Source organism: Streptomyces angustmyceticus, assembly GCF_040701845.1.
Classification (GTDB): Bacteria; Actinomycetota; Actinomycetes; order Streptomycetales; family Streptomycetaceae; genus Streptomyces; species Streptomyces angustmyceticus_A.
On sequence record NZ_JBFBHQ010000036.1, the window covers coordinates 26180 to 49988 of the forward strand.

General features: G+C 73.1%; 27 protein-coding genes. 9 read left to right on the forward strand and 18 right to left on the reverse strand.

All coding sequences use genetic code 11. The features are described 5' to 3' along the window. Positions 1 to 97 precede the first annotated feature (97 nt). Positions 98 to 979 carry a putative protein N(5)-glutamine methyltransferase gene (locus AB0411_RS35880; protein WP_366421427.1) on the reverse strand — a complete coding sequence of 294 codons (882 nt, stop codon included), beginning with the start codon at positions 977 to 979 and terminating at the stop codon, positions 98 to 100. A gap of 419 nt (positions 980 to 1398) precedes the next feature. On the opposite strand from AB0411_RS35880, the gene AB0411_RS35885 reads away from it, so the two are divergent. From AB0411_RS35885 to AB0411_RS35905, 5 genes are all read left to right on the forward strand, one after another. Then, complete coding sequence (locus AB0411_RS35885; protein ID WP_366421428.1) at positions 1399 to 1818, forward strand: hypothetical protein; 420 nt, start codon at positions 1399 to 1401, stop codon at positions 1816 to 1818. Positions 1819 to 1883: 65 nt separating this feature from the next. Next, positions 1884 to 2150, forward strand: coding sequence for a winged helix-turn-helix domain-containing protein (locus tag AB0411_RS35890; protein WP_366421448.1), 267 nt, complete (start codon positions 1884 to 1886; stop codon positions 2148 to 2150). 212 nt (positions 2151 to 2362) lie between these two features. Continuing rightward, entirely contained in the window at positions 2363 to 3355 is a 993-nt protein-coding gene (locus AB0411_RS35895; protein WP_366421429.1) for an aldo/keto reductase, read from the forward strand. A 283-nt stretch (positions 3356 to 3638) separates the two neighbouring features. Continuing rightward, complete coding sequence (locus AB0411_RS35900; protein ID WP_366421430.1) at positions 3639 to 4049, forward strand: VOC family protein; 411 nt, start codon at positions 3639 to 3641, stop codon at positions 4047 to 4049. 35 nt (positions 4050 to 4084) lie between these two features. Continuing rightward, entirely contained in the window at positions 4085 to 4915 is an 831-nt protein-coding gene (locus AB0411_RS35905; RefSeq protein WP_366421431.1) for a class I SAM-dependent methyltransferase, read from the forward strand. A 69-nt stretch (positions 4916 to 4984) separates the two neighbouring features. Here the strand turns inward: AB0411_RS35905 and AB0411_RS35910 are convergent, their stop codons facing one another. From AB0411_RS35910 to AB0411_RS35925, 4 genes are all read right to left on the reverse strand, one after another. Continuing rightward, on the reverse strand, positions 4985 to 5551 hold the full coding sequence (locus tag AB0411_RS35910; RefSeq protein WP_366421432.1) for an NADPH-dependent FMN reductase: 567 nt from the start codon (positions 5549 to 5551) through the stop codon (positions 4985 to 4987). A 290-nt stretch (positions 5552 to 5841) separates the two neighbouring features. Continuing rightward, entirely contained in the window at positions 5842 to 6273 is a 432-nt protein-coding gene (locus tag AB0411_RS35915) for an ankyrin repeat domain-containing protein (RefSeq protein WP_366421433.1), read from the reverse strand. 210 nt (positions 6274 to 6483) lie between these two features. Then, positions 6484 to 7503: an asparaginase gene (locus tag AB0411_RS35920; protein WP_366421434.1), complete on the reverse strand. Its 1020-nt coding sequence runs from the start codon at positions 7501 to 7503 to the stop codon at positions 6484 to 6486. Positions 7504 to 7555: 52 nt separating this feature from the next. Next, entirely contained in the window at positions 7556 to 8101 is a 546-nt protein-coding gene (locus tag AB0411_RS35925; RefSeq protein WP_366421435.1) for an RsiG family protein, read from the reverse strand. A gap of 367 nt (positions 8102 to 8468) precedes the next feature. On the opposite strand from AB0411_RS35925, the gene dtd reads away from it, so the two are divergent. Next, complete coding sequence (gene dtd / locus AB0411_RS35930) at positions 8469 to 8894, forward strand: D-aminoacyl-tRNA deacylase (RefSeq protein WP_366421436.1); 426 nt, start codon at positions 8469 to 8471, stop codon at positions 8892 to 8894. A gap of 51 nt (positions 8895 to 8945) precedes the next feature. On the opposite strand, the gene ygfZ is transcribed toward dtd, so the two are convergent. From ygfZ to AB0411_RS35960, 6 genes are all read right to left on the reverse strand, one after another. After that, positions 8946 to 9926: a CAF17-like 4Fe-4S cluster assembly/insertion protein YgfZ gene (ygfZ, locus tag AB0411_RS35935; protein ID WP_366421437.1), complete on the reverse strand. Its 981-nt coding sequence runs from the start codon at positions 9924 to 9926 to the stop codon at positions 8946 to 8948. Positions 9927 to 9957: 31 nt separating this feature from the next. Then, a complete protein-coding gene (locus AB0411_RS35940; protein ID WP_366421438.1) occupies positions 9958 to 10395 on the reverse strand; it encodes a Fur family transcriptional regulator in 438 nt (145 codons plus the stop codon). A gap of 48 nt (positions 10396 to 10443) precedes the next feature. Then, entirely contained in the window at positions 10444 to 11481 is a 1038-nt protein-coding gene (locus AB0411_RS35945) for an ABC transporter substrate-binding protein (RefSeq protein WP_366421439.1), read from the reverse strand. Positions 11482 to 11491: 10 nt separating this feature from the next. Then, positions 11492 to 12331 carry an ABC transporter ATP-binding protein gene (locus AB0411_RS35950; protein WP_366421440.1) on the reverse strand — a complete coding sequence of 280 codons (840 nt, stop codon included), beginning with the start codon at positions 12329 to 12331 and terminating at the stop codon, positions 11492 to 11494. Beyond that, a complete protein-coding gene (locus AB0411_RS35955; protein WP_366421441.1) occupies positions 12331 to 13425 on the reverse strand; it encodes a FecCD family ABC transporter permease in 1095 nt (364 codons plus the stop codon). The genes AB0411_RS35950 and AB0411_RS35955 overlap by 1 nt, the downstream gene beginning before the upstream one ends. Before the next feature lie 240 nt (positions 13426 to 13665). Next, complete coding sequence (locus AB0411_RS35960; RefSeq protein ID WP_086718473.1) at positions 13666 to 14253, reverse strand: FABP family protein; 588 nt, start codon at positions 14251 to 14253, stop codon at positions 13666 to 13668. Positions 14254 to 14560: 307 nt separating this feature from the next. Between AB0411_RS35960 and AB0411_RS35965 the strand changes: the two genes are divergently transcribed. Then, entirely contained in the window at positions 14561 to 14926 is a 366-nt protein-coding gene (locus AB0411_RS35965) for a DsrE family protein (RefSeq protein ID WP_086718474.1), read from the forward strand. Between the two features lie 22 nt (positions 14927 to 14948). Here the strand turns inward: AB0411_RS35965 and AB0411_RS35970 are convergent, their stop codons facing one another. The 7 genes from AB0411_RS35970 to AB0411_RS36000 form a co-directional block, all read right to left on the reverse strand. Continuing rightward, positions 14949 to 15236: a DUF3099 domain-containing protein gene (locus tag AB0411_RS35970; protein WP_030085403.1), complete on the reverse strand. Its 288-nt coding sequence runs from the start codon at positions 15234 to 15236 to the stop codon at positions 14949 to 14951. 179 nt (positions 15237 to 15415) lie between these two features. Beyond that, positions 15416 to 15703, reverse strand: coding sequence for a DUF1416 domain-containing protein (locus tag AB0411_RS35975; RefSeq protein ID WP_030085405.1), 288 nt, complete (start codon positions 15701 to 15703; stop codon positions 15416 to 15418). A 39-nt stretch (positions 15704 to 15742) separates the two neighbouring features. After that, positions 15743 to 16588 carry a sulfurtransferase gene (locus AB0411_RS35980; RefSeq protein ID WP_366421442.1) on the reverse strand — a complete coding sequence of 282 codons (846 nt, stop codon included), beginning with the start codon at positions 16586 to 16588 and terminating at the stop codon, positions 15743 to 15745. A 168-nt stretch (positions 16589 to 16756) separates the two neighbouring features. Further along, positions 16757 to 16864, reverse strand: coding sequence for a putative leader peptide (locus AB0411_RS35985; protein ID WP_350252853.1), 108 nt, complete (start codon positions 16862 to 16864; stop codon positions 16757 to 16759). Positions 16865 to 17088: 224 nt separating this feature from the next. Then, a complete protein-coding gene (locus tag AB0411_RS35990) occupies positions 17089 to 17790 on the reverse strand; it encodes an LmeA family phospholipid-binding protein (protein ID WP_366421443.1) in 702 nt (233 codons plus the stop codon). Positions 17791 to 17967: 177 nt separating this feature from the next. Further along, positions 17968 to 19368, reverse strand: coding sequence for a hypothetical protein (locus AB0411_RS35995; RefSeq protein ID WP_366421444.1), 1401 nt, complete (start codon positions 19366 to 19368; stop codon positions 17968 to 17970). Between the two features lie 10 nt (positions 19369 to 19378). Further along, positions 19379 to 19624: a MoaD/ThiS family protein gene (locus AB0411_RS36000; RefSeq protein WP_093484552.1), complete on the reverse strand. Its 246-nt coding sequence runs from the start codon at positions 19622 to 19624 to the stop codon at positions 19379 to 19381. 205 nt (positions 19625 to 19829) lie between these two features. Between AB0411_RS36000 and AB0411_RS36005 the strand changes: the two genes are divergently transcribed. Then, entirely contained in the window at positions 19830 to 21563 is a 1734-nt protein-coding gene (locus AB0411_RS36005; protein WP_366421445.1) for an ABC transporter ATP-binding protein, read from the forward strand. A gap of 101 nt (positions 21564 to 21664) precedes the next feature. Beyond that, a complete protein-coding gene (locus AB0411_RS36010; RefSeq protein ID WP_366421449.1) occupies positions 21665 to 23560 on the forward strand; it encodes an ABC transporter ATP-binding protein in 1896 nt (631 codons plus the stop codon). Positions 23561 to 23809: the final 249 nt, after the last annotated feature.

Genomic DNA, 23809 nt, shown 5'->3' on the forward strand with positions numbered 1-23809 from the left:
GGGCCGCGCGCGGCCCGTGCGTGCGGCCCGGCGGCCCGGTTCTCCGGCGGGCTCCCCGGGGTCTGCGGCGACCGTGGCGCGGAGCCCGTACCGGTGCCTATGGCGCCCGTGGTGCGGTGCCCGGCCGGGTGCCTATGACGACCGTGGCGCACAGCTCGTCGGAGCCGGCGACCCGGGGGAGCAGGCCGTTGCGGGTGAAGGTCCCGACGGCCCGGGCTGCCTGCCGTTCGCTCGTCTCGACCAGCAGATGGCCGCCCGGCGCCAGCCACTGCGGGGCGGTCGCGGTCACCCGGCGCAGGACGTCGAGCCCGTCCGCGCCGCCGTCGAGCGCCACCAGCGGCTCGTGGTCGCGGGCCTCGGGCGGCAGCAGGCCGACCTCTTCGGTCGGGACGTAGGGAACGTTGGCCACCAGGATGCCGATCCGGCCGCGCAGCCCGGCGGGCAGCGCGTCGAAGAGGTCGCCCTCGTGGACCTCGCCGCCGGCGGCGCGGACGTTGCGGCGGGCGCAGCGCACCGCGGCGGGTTCGATGTCCGCGGCGTGCAGCTCGACCGGGCCCAGGGCGGCGGCCAGTACGGTGCCCACCGCGCCGGAGCCGCAGCACAGGTCGACGACGACCGGGGGCCGCCCGGCGCGCCCGGTGGCCCGCAGTCCGAGGCCGACCGCCTGGCCCACCAGGAACTCGGTGCGGCGGCGCGGTACGAACACGCCGGGATCGACGGCGATCCGCCGGCCGCAGAACTCCGCCCAGCCGACGACGTGTTCCAGGGGCAGGCCGAGGGTGCGGCGCTCCACCATGGCGGCGAGCTCGTCGGCGGTGCGGGCGGTGGACAGGAGCAGCTCCGCCTCGTCCTCGGCGAAGACGCAGCCGGCGGTGCGCAGCGCGGTGACGACGGCGGGGCGGGTGAGGGGCGCGGGAGCGGACGCCGCGAGGGGCGAAGGGAGGGACGACGGGTGGGACGGCATCGGGGACGGCGACATGTGAGCCTTTCGGGGCGCCTGGGGCGCTTCCCGGGTCACCGGTGTCGGGCGGCCACCTGCGTCGGGTGGGCCGCACGGCTGTGAGCCGGGAGCACCTGCCTGGTCTGGCGGGGAATCGGTCTCACCTCCTCGTCGGGCCACTACTGAGGGCGCCACATTACCCGACCGGGGCCGCGCGCACAGGCGGTCGCCGCGCGGGCCGGATGCCGGTGCCGGGCCGGATGCGGGGCGCTGTGGGGGGAGCAACCCCCGGCGTGCGGCGAGGAGTTCGCGACCTCGGCGAATGGCTGGAAAGTACTTGTCAGATCGGAAAGTACTTGTCACGCTGAATGCAGGAAGTCCGGGAGTGACGACCGGAGGCAGTCCGGGAGTGACGACCGGAGGCAGGGGGAGCAGTGCCGGTGATCGGGGGGACGGGGATGTCGGAGTACGCCTCGAAGGATGCGGCGGCCGCGCTGGACCGTATGCAAAGGCTCAGTTCGACGGTGCGGGACGGCGCGCGGTGGTACGTCTGGTACCAACTCGTCTACGGCTGCGCGTCCGCCGTCCTGGTGCTCTCCATCGGGCTGTTGGAGCGGCCCTACGGCGTGGCGATCGGCAGTGGCCTGTGGTGTGCCGCCATAGCCGGGCTGTCGGTCTACGCGGCCCGGCAGCGGGTGGCCCGTCGCGGGTTCGGCCGGCGGCACGGCTTCATGATCGCCCTCTGGGGACTGCTCTACGGCGCGGTGCTGGCCCCTGGCACGATGTGGTTCCCGGGGAACCTGGCATGGTGGGTGCCCGGAGCACTGGTGGTCGCCCTTCCCGGGCTGATAGGCGCGTATCTGGAGGCCCGGCGGTGACCGACCCGCATCACGGGGCACCTTCGCAACATGGGGCACATCCGCGTCATGCGCTCGACGAGGTGATGCACGCACCGGTCCGCTTCTCCATCGTGGCGACCCTGGCGGCCGCGGAGAAGGCCGAGTTCGCCTTCGTCCGCGACACCGTCGAGGTGAGCGACTCGGTCCTGTCGCGGCAGGTCGCCACCCTGGAGAAGGCCGGCTATGTCGCCGTCACCAAGGGGTACGTCGGCAAGCGCCCGCGCACCTGGCTCGCCCTGACACCCGCCGGCCGCACCACCTTCGCGGCGCACTGCCAGGCCCTGCGGGAGATAGCGGGCAACGGCGGCTGAGGAGGGCGGCGGAGTCGTGCGGCAGGGTCTCCAGCGCCCTGAGGACGGTGCCTTGATGATGTCGTGTTGACTTGGAGCGCTCTCCAACTCCTACCGTCCGGAACGGAACTTCGGCGCAGGCCCGGCACACGGGCACCGGAGTTCAGGAACCAGGGCGGGACCACGGGCACGAAACCCGGTCCGCCGCCGTACGTCCAGGAGGTAGCAGCACTATGACCACGACGAACATCCCGTCGCGTCACCTCGGTGAACTGGTGGTTTCCGCGCAGGGGCTCGGCTGCATGGGGATGAGCCATGGCTATGGGCAGTCGGACGACGCGCAGTCGGCCGCCACCATCAACCGGGCGCTCGACCTCGGCGTCAGCCTGCTGGACACCTCCGACTTCTACGGGGCGGGGCACAACGAGGAGCTGATCGGCCGGGCCATCGCCGGTCGGCGGGACGAGGTGGTGCTGGCGACGAAGTTCGGGTTCGCCAACCGGCTCGGTGAGCCGACCGCGATCCGGGGCGACGCCGCCTGGGTACGGGAGGCGTGCGACGCGTCGTTGCGCCGGCTCGGGGTCGACCACATCGACCTCTACTACCAGCACCGTGTCGACCCGGACGTGCCGATCGAGGAGACCGTGGGCGCGATGGCCGAGCTGGTCACGGCGGGCAAGGTCCGCCACCTCGGGCTGTCCGAGGCGAGCGCGGCGACCCTCCGGCGGGCACATGCGGTGCATCCGATCGCCGCGCTGCAGAGCGAGTGGTCGCTGTGGACCCGTGACCTGGAGCGCGAGATCGCCCCGGTGTGCCGTGAACTCGGGATCGGGCTGGTGCCGTTCTCGCCGCTCGGGCGCGGTTTCCTGACCGGGCGCTACACCTCGGTGAAGGGCCTGCCGGCGTCCGATGTGCGCCGCAGCCAGCCGCGCTTCGCCGACGGCAACCTGGAGCAGAACCTGGCCATCGTGGAGCGGCTCGACGCACTCGCCGCCGAGAAGGGCGTCAGCGCCGGACAGCTCGCCCTGGCCTGGGTGCAGCACCGCGGCGACGACGTCGTGCCGATCCCCGGCACCCGCCGGGAGAAGTACCTGGAGGAGAACCTCGGCGCGCTCGCCGTCGAGCTGACCGAGGAAGACCTCGCCGTGATCGACGCCGCGGCACCGGCCGACCGGGTCGCCGGCACGCGGTACGACGAGAGCAGCATGACGTTCGTCAACGGGTGAGGCGTGAGGCGTGAGGCGTGGCGGGGGAGGGGTGGGGCGGGGGAGGGGGAGGGGAAGCCCGTGACGAAGCGCGCATCCGGCCTCCCGTCCGTAGACTTCTTGTAGCGCCGGGGCGTGCCCGGGGGCCTCCCGGTGGTGGCCGCGGGAGCGCCGTGAGCAGCCGGGCCGGGCCTGGCGGACACGTCCGTGAGCAGCCGGGCCGGGCCTGGTGGACACGTCCTGGGGGCCGGTGCCGACGGCCGTTGTTCCGGGGCCGTCGCCCGTACGGAAGGGACGGCGCGCCATGGACTGGAGGCTCGAACTGGTGCCGGTTCCGGTCGCCGACGTGGAACGGGCGAAGCGCTTCTACAGCGAGCAACTGGGCTTTGCCGTCGATCACGACATGAGCGTCGGCGGCGGGGTGCGCATCGTGCAGCTGACGCCGCCGGGGTCGGGCTGCTCGATCGTCATCGGCGGGGGCGAGGGGGTCACGGACGGGGATCCCGGATCGGTGCAGGGGCTGCAGCTGGTGGTCCCCGACATCGCCGCGGCCCGTGCGCAGCTGGTCGAACGGGGCGTGACCGCAGGCCCCGTGCAGCATGTGGAGAACGGGGCGCTGGCCGACGGGCCCGGCGGGCCCTGGAACTCGTTCGTCTACTTCCGCGACCCGGACGGCAACGGCTGGGCGCTGCAGGAACGCCCTGGCGCAAACTGACGGGCGCGGGGTGGCGCCGCTCCTACGATCGGCGGATGACGACGGTTCAGGAAGATTTTCTGCGGGCCTTTCATGCCGCGCATCCCGCGGTGACGGTGCGGGCGATGGCCCATGGGCGGGCCGGGGACGGCCGTTCCAGCTACGAGATCCTGCGGGACCGGGTGCCACAGTGCCGTCGGCTGCTGGATCTCGGCTGTGGCGACGGCCTGTTGCTGGAACTCCTCGCGGCGGGGGAGGCGGGGGCCGGGCGGGCGCTCGCCGGGATCGACCTGTCCGCCGAGGAGTTGAGGCTGGCGCGCACTCGTCCGGGCGTCGAGGGGGCCGATCTCCGGGTGTGCCGGGCCCAGCGACTGCCCTTCCAGGACGGGTGGTTCGACGGCTGTGTGTCCCATATGGCGTTGATGCTGATGAGCGAGGCGGAACAGGTGGCGGCGGAGCTGGCGCGGGTGCTGGAGCCGGGCGGCACGCTGGCCGTCGTCCTGGGCGGCGGGCCGGCCGGGGGCGAGGCGTACGAGAGCTTTGTGCGGCTGCTGAAGCCGCTGTTCCGGGCGGCGCCCGCGGAGCAGCAGATGCCGTCGTTCGGGGACGAGCGGCTGCGGACCCGCGAGGGCTTCGACGAGGTGTTCCGGCCGGCCGGATTCGGGGCGGCGGAGTGGGAGACCGTACGGATCGACCTGTCCGGCCCGCCCGAACGGATCTGGCGGACCGTCGGCGGCTTCTACGACCTCGCCCCCCTCGACGCCGCGGTCGTCGCGGATCTGCGGGCCCGCTTCGAGACGGAGGCGGCGGCCATGGCGCTGCCGGACGGCCGCATTCCGTGCGCGATGAACGTCCGTGTCGCGACGGCGGTGCGGGAGGGCTCCTGAGGGGGCGGTGACGCCGCCGGCGGTCGCGCACGGGGTGGAGTGCGCGACGCGGCGGGCGTCGGGAGGGTGTCAGGCGCCGTACGGGCGTGCCGTGCGGGCCTCGCGGAGGGCCAGGGCCCACCAGGTCAGCTGGCGGAGCAGGGCGTCGGCGGCCTGGGTGGCGGGGGCCGGGTCGCGCAGCCGGCCCGCGTCGTCGAAGAGGCTCCCGGCGAGCGCGAAGCTCACCGTCTCGCGCACCGTGGTGGCGTGCAACTCGGCGAAGACCAGCCGCAGTTGCTCGACGGCGCGCAGGCCGCCGGAGACCCCGCCGTACGAGACGAAGCCGACCGGCTTGGCCTGCCACTGGCGGTGCAGCAGGTCGATGGCGTGCTTCAGCGGGGCCGGGAAGGAGTGGTTGTACTCCGGGGTGATCACGACGAAGGCGTCCGCCTCGTCGACGCGCTTGGCGAAGGTCTCGTACTCCGCGCTGCCGTGGCGGAGTTCGTACGGGCGGACGGCGTCGAGGTCGATGACGTCCACGTCGAGGTGCGGGTGCTGTGCGGCGTGCCGGGTGAACCAGTTCGTGATGACGGGCGCGAACCGGCCCTCCCGGGTGCTGGCGACGATCACTGCGAGGCGGTAGGGGTGCTCGGACATGCGGGTCCTTCGTGGCGTGATGCGGCGGAGCGCGGTGTGTGCGCCCGTGGACGGCCGGGTGCCGTCGAGCCGCGACGCTAGGACCTCGAGCGAGCTTGAGGTCAAGCGCGGGGGTGCCACGTCCGGGTCCGGTGCGGGTGTCCCGCGGGCCGCCCACGGCCCGGCAGCCGGGATCTCGCAGGCTCGGCCCCGGCCACCGGGCTCCCGTCCGCCCGGCCCCCGCCCGCTGGGCCGCCCGCCCGCCGGGCCGCCCGCCCGCGGGTCGTCCGTCGGCGAGCGGCCCGCCGGGATCACTCCGCCCCGAACAGCTTCAGCAGCTCCGTCTTCTCGAACATCCGGGCCGTGTCGATCGCCGAGGGCGTGCCCGCCGCCGGGTCGGCGCCGTGGGCCACCAGGACCTTGACGACCTCGTCCTCGGCCTTGAAGACCGCGCCCGCCAGCGGGGTCTGGCCGCGGTCGTTGGGGCGGTCGGCGTCCGCGCCGCGCTGCAACAGGGCCTCCACGGTGGCGGCGTGGCCGTGGTACGCCGCCAGCATCACGAGCGAGTCGCCCTTGTCGTTGGTCAGGTTGGCGGGGACGCCCGCGTCCACATATGCGGCGACGGTGTCGGTGTCGCCGTGCCGTGCCAGGTCGAACACCTTGGCCGCCAGCTGCAGCACCTCGGGGTCGTGCGCGTGCTCGATCGCCTCGGGCCCCTGCGGCTCGGAATTCGCGTCGCTCATGGTCGCCGGCCTCCTGCTGTGGTGGGTGATACGTGCCTGCACTGTGTCATCGCCACCCTATGCAGGCCATCGCCACGGGGGCAGCGGGCACGAGGCGCGCCGTACGGCGGCCCGGCGCGCCGCGCGCCCCGCCCCGGTTCCCCGCCCGCCGGCCTCCGGGCCCCGCCCGTCCCCGCTCACGGACCCCGCGCACCCGCTCGGCGCCACCCCTCAGAACGTCGCCCGGATCTCCCCCACCCGCGCCCCGCCGCCGAAGAGCGGGGCGTCGGCGAGGCGGTCCAGGACGGGGGCGTCGAGGCCCATGCGGCGCAGGGTACGGGCGAGGACCGGGCCGAGGGTGCGGGAGGCGCCGTCGTCGATCTTGAAGGCGAGGGCGCGGCCGTCGGGGAGGGCCAGGGCCTGCACGGCCTCGGCGCCCATCTTGGCGAGGGTGCCGGGGAGGGCCTGCATCAGCCAGGTGTCGGGGCGGCGGGTGCCGGCGACGTACTCCGGGTGGGCGCGCATCGCGTCCGCCACCCGCCGCTCGGGGGTGCCGGGAGCGGCCGTGACGAAGTGCCGGAAGGCGCGCGCCAGGCCGGTCAGGGAGAGCGAGAGCAGCGGCGCGCCGCAGCCGTCCGTGCCGGTGTGCGCCACGTCCTCGCCGCTCGCGGTGCGCACGCCGTCGGCCACCAGCTGCTGCAGCGGGTGGGCCGGGTCGAGGTACGAGGCGAGCGGCCAGTCGTTGCGTGCGCAGGCGGCCAGCATCGCGGTGTGCTTGCCCGAGCAGTTCATCGTGAGGCGGTCGCGGACCCGGCCCGCGGCGAGGTAGGCCTCCGCCTCCTCCGGGTCCAGCGGCAGGTCGGCCGGCGTCTGCAGCTGCTCGGCCGTCAGCCCGTGCTCCGCGAGCATGGTCCGGACGAGAGCGAGGTGGAAGGGCTCGCCGGAGTGGCTGGCGGTGGCCAGCGCCAGCCGTTCGCCGAAGAGGTCCAGGCCCGCCCGCAGGACCGCGGCGGCCTGCATCGGCTTGTTCGTCGACCGGGGGAAGACCGGGGTGGTCACCTCGCCCAGCGACCACTCCACGCTGCCGTCGGCCGCCAGCACCACCAGGGACCCGCGGTGCCGGCCCTCGACGAAACCGGAGCGGACGACCTCGGCGAGGACCGGCGGGACCGGAGGCGACGCGACATCCGTGGCCCCCGGGCGCGCGGCGGCGTCCGGGGTCGGTGCGGATATCGGAGTGGGCGAGGTCATCGGCGGCCTTCCGGGGGTGTGACCCGCCGCCGCCCCCGGACCGGTGGCCCGGTCAGGACAGCAGGTCGTCTACTTGCGCTTCGCCTTCACGGTACCTTCGGGCGATTTCGGCACTGCACTCGTCGGTGGTGCGCTGCAGTGACTGACGGCGACGCGACACCTGCTGTTCGTGGCGGATCAGCCGGCCCATGGCGTCCTGCAGCTCCTCGTCGGTGCGCGCGGTGAGGTCGGACAGCTCCACCTCGCCGAGCATGTCCTCGGCGAGCCGGCGGTACTCCTCGCCGTGCGGTGTGCCGACGGTGACGTGCCGGGCCGAGGAGCGCTGCCGGGAGGGGAGGTCCGTGAGGATCTCCGGCAGCCGGTCGAGCAGCGGGGTGTGCTGCGCGGAGCGGCGGGCGATCTCGGCGCGCAGGATGTCGATCCGGCCCTGCAACAGCCGCCGCAGATAGCTGAGATCGGCCTCTTCCTGCTGCGAGTCGCGCCGCACCACCCGCAGCTCGGGCAGCCCCAGCCCGGAGAGGTCGGGCGTCGTGGCCGGGGAGCAGGGCTCGCGCTGCTGCGGGGGGCGGGGGCGCTGCGCCTGGTCTGCCTGGGGCATGGGACCGTCCTCGGTGCCGGGGGGCTCGACGCGAGCCGCTGCCGTGGTCGTCGTCAGGGCGGTGGGGGGTGGTGGCGCGGTGGCCGGACGCGCGGGGTCTGTCGTGGGGGCGGTGGAGGTCGTCCGGCCGGTCGGTGTCGTACGGGCGGTTGGTACGGGACCGGGTGTCTGTCCGGCGCCGAGAGTGCTCATGGATCGTTCCGTCCCCTCGTCCGGTGCCGCTTCCTGGGCATGTTGTCCATGAAACGCACCACGTGCACGCATCGTGCCACTCTGGGCGGTCCTTCTGCAGGGCCATGGCACCCGAACGGCCCCTGGAGGGGCACGGCTGTCCGAAGACGGTGGGCCGCCCGGCATGATGGCGGGTATGCGAGCTGTGGTGCAAAGGGTTGACGGCGCCCGCGTCGAGGTGGCGGGCGAGACGGTCGGCGAGATCGTCGGTGCGGGGCTGTGCGTGCTGGTGGGGGTCACGCACGAGGACACCGCCGAGAAGGCGGCGCAGCTGGCCCGCAAGCTGTGGTCGGTGCGGATCCTGGAGGGCGAGAAGTCCTGCTCGGACACCGCCGCACCGCTGTTGGTGATCAGCCAGTTCACTCTCTACGGTGACGCCCGCAAGGGGCGCCGTCCCACCTGGAACGCCGCGGCCCCGGGGCCGGTCGCCGAGCCGCTGGTCGACGAGGTCGTCGCGCAGCTGCGGGCGCTGGGCGCCCAGGTGGAGACCGGACGCTTCGGTGCGGACATGAAGGTGTCGCTCACCAACGACGGGCCGTTCACGGTGCTGGTCGAGGTGTAGGCAGCCTCCCGGAGGAGCCCGGCGCGGGCCGGCCGCGCCGGGCGGGGCGTGCTACGGCTCGACCACGGTCTCCTGCGCCGCCGCCGTGCCGCCCGCCATCAGCTGCGCGTCCAGCGGCACGTTCCGCTTGACCAGGGCCAGCGCGATCGGGCCGAGTTCGTGGTGGCGGACCGAGGTGGTGACGAAGCCGAGCTGCCGGCCCTCCTCGCCGTCCGCGGCGAGACGGACGGGGGTGCCGTGCGGCGGCAGATGGACCTCGCTGCCGTCCAGGTGCAAGAACACCAGCCGGCGCGGCGGCTTGCCCAGGTTGTGGACCCGGGCGACGGTCTCCTGGCCGCGGTAGCAGCCCTTCTGGAGGTGCACGGCGGTGCCGATCCAGCCCAGCTCGTGCGGGATGGTGCGGTGGTCGGTCTCCAGGCCCAGCCGGGGGCGGTGGGCCTCGACGCGCAGCGCCTCCAGCGCCAGGACGCCGACCGCCGGACCGTGAGCGGCGGCGAACGGCTCCAGCCCGGCGCGGGGCAGGAACAGGTCGCGGCCGTGCGCGGTCTCGCGTACGACGGCGTCGGCGGGTGCCTCGGCGATGGAGCCGGCCGGCAGATGGACGACGGCGATCTCGTCCGTGCGGTCGGCGACGTCGACCCGGTAGAAGAACTTCATGCTCTCCAGGTAGGCGATCACCGCCTCCTGCCGGCCGGGCTCGGTGTGCATCCACGTCGTCTCGCCGTCGTCGACGAGGTAGAGGGCGTGCTCGATGTGGCCGTGCGCGGACAGGATCAGCGCCTCGGTGGCATGGCCGGGCGCGAGATCGCTGACGTGCTGGGTGAGCAGCAGATGCAGCCAGCTCAGCCGTTCGGGGCCGGTGACGGTGACCACGCCGCGGTGGGAGAGGTCCACGAAGCCGGATCCGTCGGCGAGGGCGCGCTGTTCACGGAAGAGGTCTCCGTAGTGCGCGGCGACGCCTTCGTCGGGAGCCTCGGCGGGGACGGCGCCGGGCAGCGACAGCAGGGGGCTGGCGGGTGATGGTCGCAGCATGGGACCAGCCTACGACCCACCCGCCGTTGCCTCAGCCGTCGCCCTGGGCGGCCTTGTCCCGGCAGGCCGCACAGCGCCCGAAGATCGCGAAGTGCTTCATGTCCGTCTCGAAGCCGAACTGTGCGCGCAGCTGCGCCGTGAACGGTTCGGCCACCGACAGATCCGCCTCGATGACCTCCGAGCAGTCCCGGCACACCAGGTGGATGTGGTGGTGGCGGTCGGCGAGGTGGTAGGTGGGGGCGCCGTGTCCGAGGTGGGCGTGGCTGACCAGGCCCAGCTCTTCGAGGAGTTCCAGGGTCCGGTAGACCGTGGAGATGTTCACCCCGCCCGCGGTCTTGCGCACCTCGGTGAGGATGTCGTCGGGGGTGGCGTGCTCCAGCCTGTCCACAGCCTCCAGCACGAGCTGACGCTGCGGGGTCAGGCGGTATCCGCGCCTGCGGAGGTCGCTCTGCCAGTCGGTGGTCACCACACGCCCAGTGTAGGAGGACGGGCGGCGGGCGGGGGCGGGCCCGACGCCTCAGCCGCCCGTGCGCACGCCGCGCAGGTAGCGGGCCAGGTCGCTCACGGCGGCGGGGTTGCGGGGGCTCTCGACGAGTTCGGCGTAGTCCATGACGTAGATCCGGTGGTGCTTGACGGCCGGGACGTCGGCGAGTGGCGGGTAGGACTCCAGGAACGCCTTCTTCTGCGCGGCGGAGGTGTCGCCGTAGTTGTTGATCACGATGACGTCGGGGCGGCGGTCGACGACGGTCTCCCAGCCGACGGTCGTCCAGGAGTCGGCGAGGTCCTTCATGACGTGGTCGCCGCCCGCCTTGGTGATGATGTCGTGCGGCCCGGCGTACTTGCCCGAGGTGAACGGCTTGTCGCGGCCGTCGTCGTAGAGGAAGACGGAGGGACGCCGGCCGGGCGCGGGGGCCTTGGCGGCGGCGTCGGCCACCTGCTTCCTGTACTTCCTCACCAGGGCCTCGGCCCGCTCCTCGACGCCGAAGATCTTCCCGAGCGTCGTCAGGTCGGTGTAGAGCGCGTCCAGGGGCGGCATGACCCCGCGGCCGCCGCCGTCCGTGCCGTTGTGGCAGGACTCGGTCAGCACATAGCTGCCGATGCCGAGCTTCTTCAGGGCGGCCGGGGTCAGGCCGGTGTCCTCGCCGAAGCCGTAGTTCCAGCCCGCGAAGACCAGGTCGGCGCGGGCGCCGAGGACCAGCTCCTTGGTGAGCGCCTTCTCGGAGAGCCGGGGGACCGTGTCGTACGCGTGCTTCCAGGGGAGGCCGTCCAGGTCGCCCTTGTCGTCGGGCATGGCGTAGCCGGCCATCCGGTCCTCCAGGCCCAGCGCGAACATGATCTCGGTGATGCCGACGTCGTTGGTGACGACCCGGCGCGGGGCCTTGTCGTACGTGGTGGTGGTGCCGCAGTTCTCGACGGTGACGGGGTAGCGGCCGGAGGCCTTGGCGGGGTGCCGGCCGGCGGCGTCGTTCGTGCCGTCGCCGGAGACCTTCGCGCCGCAGCCGGTCAGGGCGAGGGCGAGGGCGAGGACGGTGAACGGGACGGTGGAGCGGCGCATGGCCAGGTCCTCAGGAGTCGGGGGCGGGGGCGGTGAGACGGTCGAACAGCAGCTGGACGGCGCCCGTTTCGGGATGCCGTACGCGGTGGGCGCGGACGCCGAAGACCTCGGCGAGCAGCTCGGGGGTGAGGACGTCGTACGGCGGGCCCGCGGCGGCGATCCGGCCGTGGGCGAGGACGTACAGCTCGTCGCAGTACCGGGCGGCCAGGTTGAGGTCGTGCAGCGCGGTGAGCACCGTCAGGCGTCCCCCGGACTCCCCGGCCCGGCCGTCCCCGGCAGGCGCATCGGGGGAGGCGTCCCCGGCCCGCACCAGCGCCAGCACCTCCAACTGCTGGGCGATGTCGAGGTGGTTGGTCGGCTCGTCGAGGACCAGCACCCGCGGGTCCTGGGCCAGCGCGCGGGCGATCAGCACCCGCTGCTTCTCCCCGCCGGACAGGCCGAGGAAGCCGCGCCCGGCCAGGTGGCCGGCGCCGACCCGGGCCAGCGCCCGCGCGCACCGCGCGGTGTCCTCGGCGCTCGCCCGGCCCGCGCCGCGCTGGTGCGGCAGCCGCCCCATCGCGACGACCTCGGCCACGGTGAAGTCGAACTCCGTACCCGCCTCCTGGGGCAGCGCGGCCAGCAGCCGGGCGCCCTCGCGCGCGTCCATGGCGTGCAGGTCGGCGCCGTCCAGCCGGACGGTCCCGGCGGCCGGGCGCAGCGCGCGGTAGACACAGCGCAACAGGGTCGATTTGCCGCTGCCGTTGGGGCCGACCAGGCCGACCATCCGGCCACTGCCGGCCCGCAGCGTGACGTCGTGGACCAGCCGTCTCCCGGCCACCTCCACGGACACCCCGGTGAGATCGATCCGCATCAGGCACCGCCCCCGAAGGTGTAGCCGCGCCGCCGCATCAGCAGCACGAAGCAGGGCACGCCGAGGACGGCGGTGAGCACGCCCACCGGCAGCTCGACGGGCGCCAGCAGCACCCGCGAGAGCAGGTCGACCCACACCAGCAGCACCGCCCCCAGCAGCGGCGCGACGGCCAGCACCCGGCGGTGGTCGGCGCCCACCAGCATCCGGGCCGCATGCGGCACCATCAGCCCGACGAAGCCGATCGCGCCGCTGACCGCGACCACCGCGCCGGTGACGGCGGCCGCGACGACGAACAGCTCGCGGCGCAGCCGGTGCGGGTCCACGCCCAGGGCGGCGGCGGTCTCGTCGCCCATCGCCAGGGCGTTCAACCGGCCCGCGGAGAGCAGCAGATGGGCCAGCGCGGCGGCCACCGCGGCGGCGGCGATCGGCAGCGAGCCCCAGCCGGCCCCGCTCAGGCTCCCGAGCAGCCACATCATCGCCGAGCGGGCCGCCTCACCGCGGTCGGCGGTGAAGACCATGAGGGTGGTGACGGCGGAGAAGCCGTAGTACATCGCGGTGCCGGTCAGCACCAGGCGCAGCGGGGTGAGGCCGTGGGCGGTGCGGGCGGCCGCGTAGACCAGGGCCATGGCGATCAGCGCCGAGACGAACGCCGACACCGACAGCGCCCAGACGCCCAGGGAGCCGAGCGCCCCGAAGAGCAGGACGGCGTTGGCGCCGACGGCGGCGCCGGAGGAGATGCCGAGGACGAACGGGTCGGCGAGGGCGTTGCGGACCAGGGCCTGCACGGCGACGCCGATGGCGGAGAGCCCGGCGCCGACGACGGCCGCCAGGACGGCCCGGGGCAGGCGCAGCTCCCACACGATGGTGTACGCGGAGACCTCGTCGGACGAGATCGTCCCGCCGGTCAGCCCGGCGCCCGCATAGCGCAGCGCCTCGGCCCAGCTCGGACCGGCGGCGCCGAGCCCGGTCCCGCACAGCAGGGACACCAGCAGCACGGCGGTGAGCACGGCGAGCAGGAGCGGTACGGGCAGCCGCCGGGGCGGCGGCGGTGCGCCGGCCCGGGCGGGCGTCGGGTGCGCGGTGGGGGTCGCCACGGTCGGTCGGCCGCCTCGGGGTCGGGGCCGCGTTCGTACGTACCGAGGAGCGGACCGGGACCGTGCGGGTCCGGTGGCGTCCCCTCGCAGTCCACGGCGAGTTGTGCGGGAAGCGGAGCGCACCACGGGCGATCGGGCTTACGGAAGGATGCCTTCCGCCTACCGTTGCGGGTCAGCGCCGGACTTCGACCGGCTTCCCCCGCGGGGCGCTGGCAAGGAGGGCAGGGCCCTCCCGGCGGCTTACGGGTTGTAGGGCGTGCCGTCCGGGCGGAAGAAGGAGACCCCGTCCGGCATGTCGTCGGGGAGGCTCTCCGCCCACTCCTTGAGGTCGGCGACCTTCTTCAGGTGCGCCGACATGTACGGCCGCAGCGGGACGTCCGGGGTGGCCTTCTCGCCGACCCACATCAGGTCGCTGTTGACGTAGCCGTAGAGCCGCTTGCCGCCGCTGTACGGGCCGGAGGCCGCGGTGCGGGCGATCGCGTCGGTGGCCAGGTCGATCTGCGGCTTCTGGTCGGCCAGCTCGCCGTACCAGACCTCCACCACGCCCTGGTCGCGGCACATCACGATCTCGACCTTGCGGTCCGCGTCGATGCGCCAGTAGCCGGTCTCGGTCTCCAGCGGGCGGACCTTCTTGCCCTCGGCGTCGAGCACCCAGCTGTGCGAGGTGTACTCCAGGAAGTCGCGGCCGTCGTGGGTGAAGCTGACCTCCTGCCCGAAATTGCACTTCTCGGTGCCCGGGAAGTCGGCGACGCCGGCGCCCTCCCACTTGCCGAGGAGGAAGGCGAGCGGCACCAGGGCCGGGTTCAGGTCGGACGGGATCTCGATCATGAGAGCTCAGACGATCTATGTGGAGGGGAACCGACAGGGACGCGCGGTGCGCCCCGCAGAGGCTGGGGACCTGCCACCCGCCGGTGGCCGGGGAGCGAGGCTCAGCGCTGGCCCTGGTACAGCTTCTTCCAGGTCAGACCGGCGAACGCGATCACGCCGACGGCGACCAGAACCAGCAGGGTGGTGAAGAATGCCTCAAGCACGAGCGCGCTCCCTGAACGGAGTGAGGGTGTAACGGACCGCCTGAGAGTCTAGTCGGCGGCGGTGACAACGGCGCTGTGAGGTCCACCGCCCCTACTCTTGCCCCATGGCGAAGAAGCTCGTGATCAAGGTGACGGCGGGTGCGGATGCGCCCGAGCGGTGCTCGCAGGCGTTCACGGTGGCGGCGGTGGCGGTGGCCAGCGGCGTCGAGGTGTCGCTGTGGCTGACCGGGGAATCGGTGTGGTTCGCGCTGCCGGGGCGGGCGGCGGAGTTCGAGCTGCCGCACGCGGCGCCCCTGCCGGAGCTGATCGACGGCATCCGGGCCGGCGGCGGCGCGATCACGGTCTGCACCCAGTGCGCGGCCCGGCGCGACATCGAGCAGAAGGACCTGATCGAGGGGGCCGGGATCGCCGGTTCCCAGCTGTTCGTCAGCGAGATCATGCCGGACGACGTCCAGGCGCTGGTGTACTGAGCCGGCGGGAGCCCCGCGGGGCCTACTGGGGGTGTTTGTCGTCGCCCCGGTCGTCCAGCTCGCGCCACCAGCGGTCGGACTCCGGGTCGCCGGACTCGTCCCACCAGCGCTCGCCGGGCTCCCTGCGGTTGCCGATGATCGCCGCGACGGGCGGGATGACCATGGCGACGACGCACATGCCCACCGCGGCCGGCACCGACCACAGCCGCACCACGCCCCACGCCAGGACGAACAGCACCAGGCACACGCCCATCAGGACGAAGTACCTGCGATGGCGGCGCTGTACGGGCGACCGGCGGTGCGCGTCCATGCCTCCACGGTAAGTCCGTGCGGGGCCGGACAGAAGTCGGCGGGGAACCCCTCGTCGGGGCCGTGAACGGCACGGAGGGCCGCATCCCCGGCCAAGGCGTCCAAACCCCTGGGGTGCGGCCCTCCGGCCGTCTGCATCGTGGCGACGGCCCCTGTTGCGGAGCGCGGCCACGGCCGCCGTCAGACGGCGATGGCCACCTCCGCCAGGCCGCCCTGCTGGGCGACGACGGTGCGGTCGGCGGTGCCGCCCGGGACGAGCGCACGCAGCGTCCAGGTGCCCTCGGCCGCGTAGAAGCGGAACTGTCCGGTCGCGGAGGTGGGAACCTCGGCGGTGAACTCACCGGTGCTGTCCAGGAGGCGGACGTAACCGGTGACGGGCTCGCCGTCGCGGGTCACGCTGCCCTGGATCGTGGTCTCACCGGGCTTGATGGTCGAGGCGTCCGGGCCGCCGGCCTGTGCTCCACACATAGGGGTACTTCCTTGAGGGTCGGGGGAGAAGCTGCTTGCTTACTTGTTGGCGCCGAGCTCGATCGGGACGCCCACCAGCGAGCCGTACTCGGTCCAGGAGCCGTCGTAGTTCTTGACGTTGCTCTGGCCGAGCAGCTCGTGCAGGACGAACCAGGTCAGCGCGGAGCGCTCACCGATGCGGCAGTAGGCGATGGTGTCCTTGGCGAGGTCCACCGACTCGCCCTCGTAGAGGGCCTTGAGCTCGTCGTCCGACTTGAAGGTGCCGTCGTCGTTGGCGTTCTTCGACCACGGGATGTTGCGGGCGCTGGGCACGTGGCCGGGGCGCTGCGACTGCTCCTGCGGGAGGTGCGCCGGGGCGAGCAGCTTGCCGCTGAACTCGTCGGGGGAGCGCACGTCGACCAGGTTGAGGTTGTCGATCGCGGCGACGACGTCGTCCCGGAAGGCGCGGATGGAGGTGTCCTGGGCCTTGGCCTTGTAGTCGGTGGCCGGGCGCTCGGGCACCTCGGAGCCGTCGACCAGGTCGCGCGAGTCCAGCTCCCACTTCTTGCGGCCGCCGTCGAGCAGCTTGACGCTGCCGTGGCCGTAGAGCTTGAAGTACCAGTAGGCGTAGGAGGCGAACCAGTTGTTGTTGCCGCCGTAGAGGACCACGGTGTCGTCGTTGCCGATGCCCTTGGCGGAGAGCAGCTTCTCGAAGCCCTCCTGGTCGACGAAGTCTCGGCGGACCGGGTCCTGGAGGTCCTGCTTCCAGTCGATCCGGACGGCGTTCTTGATGTGGTTCTTGTCGTAGGCCGAGGTGTCCTCGTCAACCTCGACCAGGACGACCTTGGGGTCCTCGAGGTGGGCCTCGACCCAGTCGGCGTCTACGAGGACGTCGCTACGGCTCATGTTCTTCTCCTCCGGGGCAGTTACGGGGGGCAGTGGCAGAGTTGCACGCGGTTACGCCGGGCGCGCGGCCGGTGACGTCCGGACGGGGTTCCGGGGCGGCGCTGCGCCGGGACGCGTGGCGGCGGCCTCAGGAGGCCGGCCTGGGGAACGACGGGAGGGAACGGCCCGTCAGACAGGGCGACAGAGCATGGCGGCGACGCGGCACAGGTCTACTGCCCGCCGCTTCGTCAGTACCGCACGTCCCCGGGGACGGAGACCGCTCAATGAGCTCTGCATGGCACCGATCGTAGGGACGCGGGGCGGGGCGTGTCACCGGCGTGTCGAATGGCGAGACGCGTTTGTCCGCAATATGGGATCGGTGAGGCTCCGGGGCAGGTGCCCGCGGGTCCCGGGCGGCCGTTCGCCGGTGGGGGGTCTGGCGTACGGACCGGGGTGTCTCAGGGATTGGACGCGATGCCGAGGGCGGCGGACCGGTGGGGCGGCCCGCCGCGGCCGTCCGGTCAGCCGGGGAGCTTGACGTCCTTGCCGGCGGCGGAGATCGAGAGGCCCTCGGAGGTCGTCACGACCTTCTCCAGCTTCAGGTTGCCGGGCAGCTGGTCCAGCTTCCAGTCGTGGTCGGTCTGGGCGCGGACCTTGGCCTCACAGCCGGGCAGTGCCCGGCACATCCCGGGGAGCCCGTCGGCGCGCAGCCGGACGGTGTTGCCGCCCACGATCGTGATGGAGCCGGTCACGTCCAGCGAGCTGAGGACCGGGATGTTCGGCGAGATCTTGACCTGGCTGCGGCCGTCCTTCTGCCCGCCGTAGCCGATCTTGACGCCGCCGCCCGCCGCCCGGGTCAGGTCGGCGTAGTTGATCCGGGCGTTGCCGGTGGCCGTGGCGGCGCTCTCGATGGAGGTGTAGTCGCTGCTCAGCGCGACGTCGTGGAACTGCGCCGACAGCTGGTCGATGCGCAGCGCGTGCCCCTGGGCGCGGGCCTCGATGCCCCCGAGGTCGGCGTCGACTTCCTGGAGGCTGCGGCCGGCGACCTGGGTCAGGAACGGGAAGCCCTTGATCGAGACCACCGGGTCCTTGTCGAGCCCCTGGCTGCCGCGGATCTTGTCCGCGGCCATGTCCTCGGCCAGATTCACCGCCACCCGGTCGGCGGCCACGAACAGCCCGCCGAATATGACGACGAGGATCACCAGCACACGAAGTGCACGCATCGAACCACTTCCCCCACACCTGGGCCGGATCCCGGCCGCGTCCGAGCAGGCCCCCTGCCTGCGTTCCGGGGGAGCCTAGACGACGTGCTCGGGGAAGCGGGAGCGGCGGCCGCCGGAACGCGCCAGAGGCGCTTCCGGCGGCCGCCGCCCGGTGTCGCTCACGGCCTTCGCGCCGGGCTAGCCCAGCGTCCGGCCCAGGACGTAGACCGCGGGGGCGGCCAGGGCCAGCGGCAGGGCCACGCCCGCCGTCATGTGGACGAAGCGGGAGGGGTAGTCGTAGCTGGCCACCCGCAGGCCGATGAGGGCGCAGCCGCCGGCCGCCAGGCCCAGCAGCGCGCCGGACGCGCCGAGGCCGGTCAGCTGCCCGGCCGCGATACCGGCGCCCGCCGCGGCCACCAGGCAGATGCCGATCGAGGCGGCCGGGGGCAGCGGCAGCGCCCGGGCGAGGGTGGCCACCGCGACCGCACAGGCGCCGACCACCACCGCGTGCGGGCTCGCCGCGAGGTGGCCGCCCGCGAGCACCGCGAGAGCGGACGAGGTCAGGCCCGCGGTCAGCGCGTACATCCGCTCGTCGGCGCTGCTGCGGTTGCGCAGCTGGAGGACGAGGACGAGCAGGCACCACACCCCGAGGGTGCCGATGCCGACCAGCGGCGCGCTCGCGCGGTCGGTGGCGAGCAGCGCGACATCGGTGGTCAGGCCGCCCAGGAAGGCGAGCGCGATGCCCTGGCGGGCCGGCCACATGCCGTTGAGCCGGAACCAGCCGGCGGCGGTGACGGCCTGCAGCAGCGCCACCGGCACGGCCAGCACCGGGCGGCCCAGCGGCGCGGTCAGCGCCAGCAGCAGGGCGAGCCCCGCGGTCAGCGCGGCCGGCTGGATGCCGGGCGGGATGATCGGCGAGCGGCCCTCGGCGCGGGCCCGCTGGTTGGGCGCGAGCGGAGCGGAGGAGACCGACGCGGCGGAGACGGCTCCGGCGGAGACCGGCGCGGCCGCGGCCGGAGCCGGCGCGCCGGGACCCGGCCCGGTCTGCTGCGGGTGCCGGCGGGCGTACGGCTCGTCGGCCGCGCGGGCGGTCTGGTGCTGGGTGGGCAGCGGCGCGGTCTCCGCGGGGTGCGGGGCGCCGTGGACGTCCTGGCCGTGGGCCGGTCGCTGCGGCGGTTGCGGCTGCTGGGGCGGCGGCTGCCGGTGCGGCTGCTGCTGTCCGTAGGCCTCGTGGCCGTACTGGCCGCGCCCGTAGGCGTCCCGTCCGTACGGGTCGGGCCCCGGCCGACCGGGGCCGGGCCGGCCGTGCTGGCCGTGCGGCCGGCCGTACCCGTACGGCTCGGCCCCCGGCTGCTGCGCGGCGGGGTCGTGGGCCTGCTGACCGTAGGACGGCTGCTGACCGTACGCCTGCTGCTGGCCGTGGGCGGCCTGCTGTCCGTACGGCTGCTGCTGACCGTAGGGCGCCGGGTGCTCGTACGGTGCCTGCTGCCCGTACGGCGTCTGCGGGGCCTGCGGGGCCGGCCGGCCGTACGGCGGCTGCTGCGCATAGGGGTCGTGCGGCTCGTACGGATTGCGGTGCTGCGGCTGGTTGTCGCTCATGCTCGTGTGTTCACCCTCCCGCGAACGGCGGCAGGACCTCGACGGTGCCGCCCTCGGCCAGCGGCACCGCCCCGTGGTCACGGGTGCCGACCGGATCGCCGTCCACCAGGAACGAGCAGCGCAGCAGGACGCGCGCGAACTCGGGGTTCGCGGCATGCGCCGCACGCGCCGCGTCGAGCGCCTCGGCGAGCGTCGCCGCCGCATAGGGCTCCTCTGCCGTGCCGGCGGCGGCCTTGGCCGCGGCCCAGTAGCGCACGGTGCCAGTTGTTGTCACGGCGGCCTCTTCGTCGTGTCGGTCGGGGGGACGCCCCGTGGGAGCGGGCCCCGTCGTTGCCGCCTCCATGATGGCCTACGCGGCGGGTGACCCGGCTCCGGGCAAGTTCTGGCAAAGGCTCCCGGCCGTGCGGGGCGGACACCGGAAATTCGATTGCCGAGGGCAAGTGTTCGCCTAGGCTCAGGGCGTGTTGGTCCGACTCGCGCGGGCGCATTTGCGGCCCCACAGGCGCTCGATATCCGTGATCGTGCTGCTCCAGCTGATCCAGACCCTGGCAACCCTCTACCTGCCCACCCTCAACGCCGACATCATCGACAACGGTGTCGTGAAGGGGGACACGGGCTACATCCTCGGCGTCGGCGGTTTCATGGCCGCCGTCACCCTCCTGCAGATCGTCTGCGCGATCGGCGCCGTCTACTTCGGTGCCCGCACGGCCATGGCGCTGGGCCGGGACATCCGTGCCGCGGTGTTCGACCGGGTGCAGTCCTTCTCCGCCCGCGAGGTGGGCGCGTTCGGCGCGCCGTCGCTGATCACCCGCACCACCAACGACGTCCAGCAGGTCCAGATGCTGGTCCTGATGACGTTCACGATGATGGTCTCGGCGCCGATCATGTGCGTCGGCGGCGTCATCATGGCGCTCAACCAGGACGTGCCGCTGTCCGGCCTCCTCCTGGTCATCGTCCCGGTCCTCGGGATCCTCGTCTCACTGATCGTGCGCCGGATGCGTCCGCTGTTCCGCGGGGTGCAGGAGCGCATCGACACCGTCAACCGCGTGCTGCGCGAGCAGATCACCGGCATCCGCGTCATCCGCGCGTTCGTCCGCGACCGGCACGAGCGCGAGCGGTTCGCCGGGGCCAACACCGACCTCTACGAGGTGTCGCTGCGCGCCGGCCGGCTGATGTCGATGATGTTCCCGCTGGTCATGCTGATCGTGAACCTCTCCAGCGTGGCCGTCGTCTGGTTCGGCGGGCTGCGCATCGACAGCGGGTCGATGCAGATCGGCGCGCTGACGGCGTTCCTCAGCTACCTCATGTACATCCTGATGTCGATCATGATGGCGACGTTCATGGTGATGATGCTGCCGCGCGCCGAGGTCTGCGCCGAACGCATCCAGGAGGTGCTGGCGACCGACTCCAGCGTCACCCCGCCCCAGCACCCCGTCACCGAACTCCGCCGCCACGGCGAACTGGAACTGCGCGGCGTCGAGTTCCGCTTCCCCGGCGCCGAGCAGCCGGTCCTCAAGGACATCTCGCTCACCGCCCGCCCCGGCGAGACCACCGCCGTCATCGGCTCGACCGGCTCCGGCAAGTCGACCCTCCTGGGGCTCGTACCGCGGCTGTTCGACGCGACCGGCGGCGCGGTCCTGGTCGACGGCGAGGACGTCCGCACCCTCGACCAGGAGACCCTGGCCAGGGCCATCGGCCTGGTCCCGCAGAAGCCGTACCTCTTCTCCGGCACCGTCGCCACCAACCTGCGCTACGGCAACCCCGACGCCACCGACGACGAGCTGTGGCACGCCCTGGAGACCGCCCAGGCGCGCGACTTCGTCGAGCGGATGGAAGGCGGCCTGGACGCGCCCATCGCCCAGGGCGGCGGCAACGTCTCCGGCGGCCAGCGCCAGCGGCTGGCCATCGCCCGCGCCCTGGTGCGGCGCCCCGAGATCTACCTCTTCGACGACTCCTTCTCCGCGCTGGACTACGCGACGGACGCGGCACTGCGGGCCGCGCTGGCCCGCGAGACCGACCGCGCGACGGTGGTGATCGTCGCCCAGCGGGTCGCCACGATCCGCGTCGCCGACCGGATCGTGGTCCTCGACGAGGGCCGGGTCGTCGGCACCGGCACCCATGCCGAGCTGATGGCCGGCAACGAGACCTACCGGGAGATCGTGCTCTCCCAGCTCACCGAGCAGGAGGCGGCGTGACCACCGCGGACAAGAGCGGCGCGGCCCCCGCGGCCGCCGGGGCGACACCCCGCCAGGCCCCGCCACGAGGACCCGCCCCCGCAGCCGGGCCCGCCCGGATCATGGGCGGCCAGCCCACCGAGAAGTCCATGGACTTCAAGGGCTCCGGCACCCGGCTGCTGGCCCAGATGCGGCCCGAGCGCGGCGTCATGCTCGTCGCGCTGGTGCTGGGCGTGCTGAGCGTGGGGCTCACGGTCGTCGGCCCCAAGGTCCTCGGCCACGCCACCGACCTGATCGTGTCCGGCGTCATCGGCCGCCGGCTGCCCGCCGGCGTCACCAAGGAGCAGGCCGCGGCCCAACTGCGCGCGCACGGCCAGGGCGGGCTCGCCGACATGATCGGCACGATGCCGGTCACCCCCGGCCACGGCATCGACTTCGGCGCCGTCGGACAGGTCCTGCTCTGGGTCGCCCTGATCTACGCGGGTGCCTCCCTGTTCGGCTTCGTCCAGGCCAGGATCGCCACCCGCGTCGTCCAGCGCACGGTCCTGCGCCTGCGCGAACAGGTCGAGGAGAAGCTCGCCCGGCTCCCGCTGAGCTACTTCGACAAGCAGCAGCGCGGCGAGGTGCTCTCCCGGGCGACCAACGACATCGACAACATCCAGCAGACGCTGCAGCAGACCCTCAGCCAGATCGTCGCCTCGCTGCTGACCATCGTCGGGGTGCTCGTCGTGATGTTCTGGATCTCGTGGCTGCTGGCGCTGGTCGCCCTGGTCACGGTCCCGGTCTCGGTCGTCGTCGCCACCCAGGTCGGCAAGCGCGCCCAGCCCCAGTTCGTCCAGCAGTGGAAGACCACCGGCAAGCTCAACGCGCACATCGAGGAGATGTACACCGGCCACAGCCTGGTGAAGGTCTTCGGCCGCCGGCGGGAGTCCGCCGAGCTGTTCCGCGAACAGAACGAGGCGCTCTACGCCGCCGGGTTCAAGGCCCAGTTCATCTCCGGGATCATCCAGCCCGCGATGATGTTCATCGGCAACCTCAACTACGTCCTCGTGGCGGTCGTCGGCGGTCTGCGGGTCGCCTCCGGCGCCCTGTCCATCGGCGACGTCCAGGCCTTCGTCCAGTACTCCCGGCAGTTCAGCCAGCCGCTGACCCAGGTCGCCTCGATGGCCAACCTCGTCCAGTCCGGAGTCGCCTCCGCCGAGCGGGTCTTCGAACTCCTCGACGCCGAGGAGCAGGCCCCCGACGCCGAGCACCCCGCCCGGCCCGACCGCGTCGAGGGCCGGGTCGCGTTCGAGGACGTCTCCTTCCGCTACGCCGCCGACAAGCCGCTCATCGAGAACCTGTCCCTGGCCGTCCACCCCGGCCAGACCGTGGCCATCGTCGGCCCGACCGGCGCCGGCAAGACCACCCTCGTCAACCTCCTGATGCGCTTCTACGAGGTGCGCGGCGGCCGCATCACCCTCGACGGCACCGACATCGCGGCGATGTCGCGCGAGGAACTGCGCTCCCACATCGGCATGGTCCTCCAGGACACCTGGCTCTTCGGCGGCACCATCGCGGAGAACATCGCCTACGGAGCCCCCGCCGGCACCCCCATGGACAAGATCGTCGAGGCCGCCAGGGCCACCCACGTCGACCGCTTCGTGCGGACCCTGCCGGACGGCTACGACACGGTGCTCGACGACGAGGGCGGCAACGTCTCCGCCGGCGAGAAGCAGCTGATCACCATCGCCCGCGCCTTCCTCGCCGAACCCGCGATCCTCGTCCTCGACGAGGCCACCAGCTCGGTCGACACCCGCACCGAGGTCCTCATCCAGCACGCCATGGCCCAGCTCCGCACCGGCCGCACCAGCTTCGTCATCGCCCACCGCCTGTCCACGATCCGCGACGCGGACGTCATCCTCGTCATGGAGAACGGCGCCATCGTCGAACAAGGCGCCCATGGAGCGCTGTTGGCGGCGAACGGCGCGTATGCGCGGCTCTATGCGGCGCAATTCTCCGCGGCGATCACCGAGTAATTCCCACGCTTTTGGCTTTCCCGCCGTGGGTTTCGCTGCGCTTTGCTTGCGGCCCACGTTTTTGGCTTTCCCGTCGTGGGGGTTGCTCGCCGTTGCGCCTGCGGCGGGCGGGTCCGCTGCGGTGCCGCTGCGCGGGGCTGGTGCGCCCGCCGTGGCGCCTGCGGCGGGCGGGGTCCGCTGCGCGGGGCTGTGGGTGCGGTGACGGGCCTGCGGGGCCGGTGTGTGGGACTGCTTCGCTTTACGTCCCAC

Coding starts and splice junctions, on each gene's coding strand:
- AB0411_RS35925 (WP_366421435.1), bottom strand. CDS start 8,101: ATGCCCCAGGCAGACCAGGCGCAGCGCCCCCGCCCCCCGCAGCAGCGC.
- AB0411_RS35880 (WP_366421427.1), bottom strand. CDS start 979: ATGTCGCCGTCCCCGATGCCGTCCCACCCGTCGTCCCTCCCTTCGCCC.
- AB0411_RS35895 (WP_366421429.1), top strand. CDS start 2,363: ATGACCACGACGAACATCCCGTCGCGTCACCTCGGTGAACTGGTGGTT.
- AB0411_RS35905 (WP_366421431.1), top strand. CDS start 4,085: ATGACGACGGTTCAGGAAGATTTTCTGCGGGCCTTTCATGCCGCGCAT.
- AB0411_RS35900 (WP_366421430.1), top strand. CDS start 3,639: ATGGACTGGAGGCTCGAACTGGTGCCGGTTCCGGTCGCCGACGTGGAA.
- AB0411_RS35960 (WP_086718473.1), bottom strand. CDS start 14,253: ATGATCGAGATCCCGTCCGACCTGAACCCGGCCCTGGTGCCGCTCGCC.
- AB0411_RS35915 (WP_366421433.1), bottom strand. CDS start 6,273: ATGAGCGACGCGAATTCCGAGCCGCAGGGGCCCGAGGCGATCGAGCAC.
- AB0411_RS35945 (WP_366421439.1), bottom strand. CDS start 11,481: ATGCGCCGCTCCACCGTCCCGTTCACCGTCCTCGCCCTCGCCCTCGCC.
- AB0411_RS36010 (WP_366421449.1), top strand. CDS start 21,665: ATGGGCGGCCAGCCCACCGAGAAGTCCATGGACTTCAAGGGCTCCGGC.
- dtd (WP_366421436.1), top strand. CDS start 8,469: ATGCGAGCTGTGGTGCAAAGGGTTGACGGCGCCCGCGTCGAGGTGGCG.
- AB0411_RS35965 (WP_086718474.1), top strand. CDS start 14,561: ATGGCGAAGAAGCTCGTGATCAAGGTGACGGCGGGTGCGGATGCGCCC.
- AB0411_RS35990 (WP_366421443.1), bottom strand. CDS start 17,790: ATGCGTGCACTTCGTGTGCTGGTGATCCTCGTCGTCATATTCGGCGGG.
- AB0411_RS35980 (WP_366421442.1), bottom strand. CDS start 16,588: ATGAGCCGTAGCGACGTCCTCGTAGACGCCGACTGGGTCGAGGCCCAC.
- AB0411_RS35910 (WP_366421432.1), bottom strand. CDS start 5,551: ATGTCCGAGCACCCCTACCGCCTCGCAGTGATCGTCGCCAGCACCCGG.
- AB0411_RS35885 (WP_366421428.1), top strand. CDS start 1,399: ATGTCGGAGTACGCCTCGAAGGATGCGGCGGCCGCGCTGGACCGTATG.
- AB0411_RS35995 (WP_366421444.1), bottom strand. CDS start 19,368: ATGAGCGACAACCAGCCGCAGCACCGCAATCCGTACGAGCCGCACGAC.
- AB0411_RS35950 (WP_366421440.1), bottom strand. CDS start 12,331: ATGCGGATCGATCTCACCGGGGTGTCCGTGGAGGTGGCCGGGAGACGG.
- AB0411_RS35890 (WP_366421448.1), top strand. CDS start 1,884: ATGCACGCACCGGTCCGCTTCTCCATCGTGGCGACCCTGGCGGCCGCG.
- AB0411_RS35985 (WP_350252853.1), bottom strand. CDS start 16,864: ATGCAGAGCTCATTGAGCGGTCTCCGTCCCCGGGGACGTGCGGTACTG.
- AB0411_RS35970 (WP_030085403.1), bottom strand. CDS start 15,236: ATGGACGCGCACCGCCGGTCGCCCGTACAGCGCCGCCATCGCAGGTAC.
- ygfZ (WP_366421437.1), bottom strand. CDS start 9,926: ATGCTGCGACCATCACCCGCCAGCCCCCTGCTGTCGCTGCCCGGCGCC.
- AB0411_RS35920 (WP_366421434.1), bottom strand. CDS start 7,503: ATGACCTCGCCCACTCCGATATCCGCACCGACCCCGGACGCCGCCGCG.
- AB0411_RS35975 (WP_030085405.1), bottom strand. CDS start 15,703: ATGTGTGGAGCACAGGCCGGCGGCCCGGACGCCTCGACCATCAAGCCC.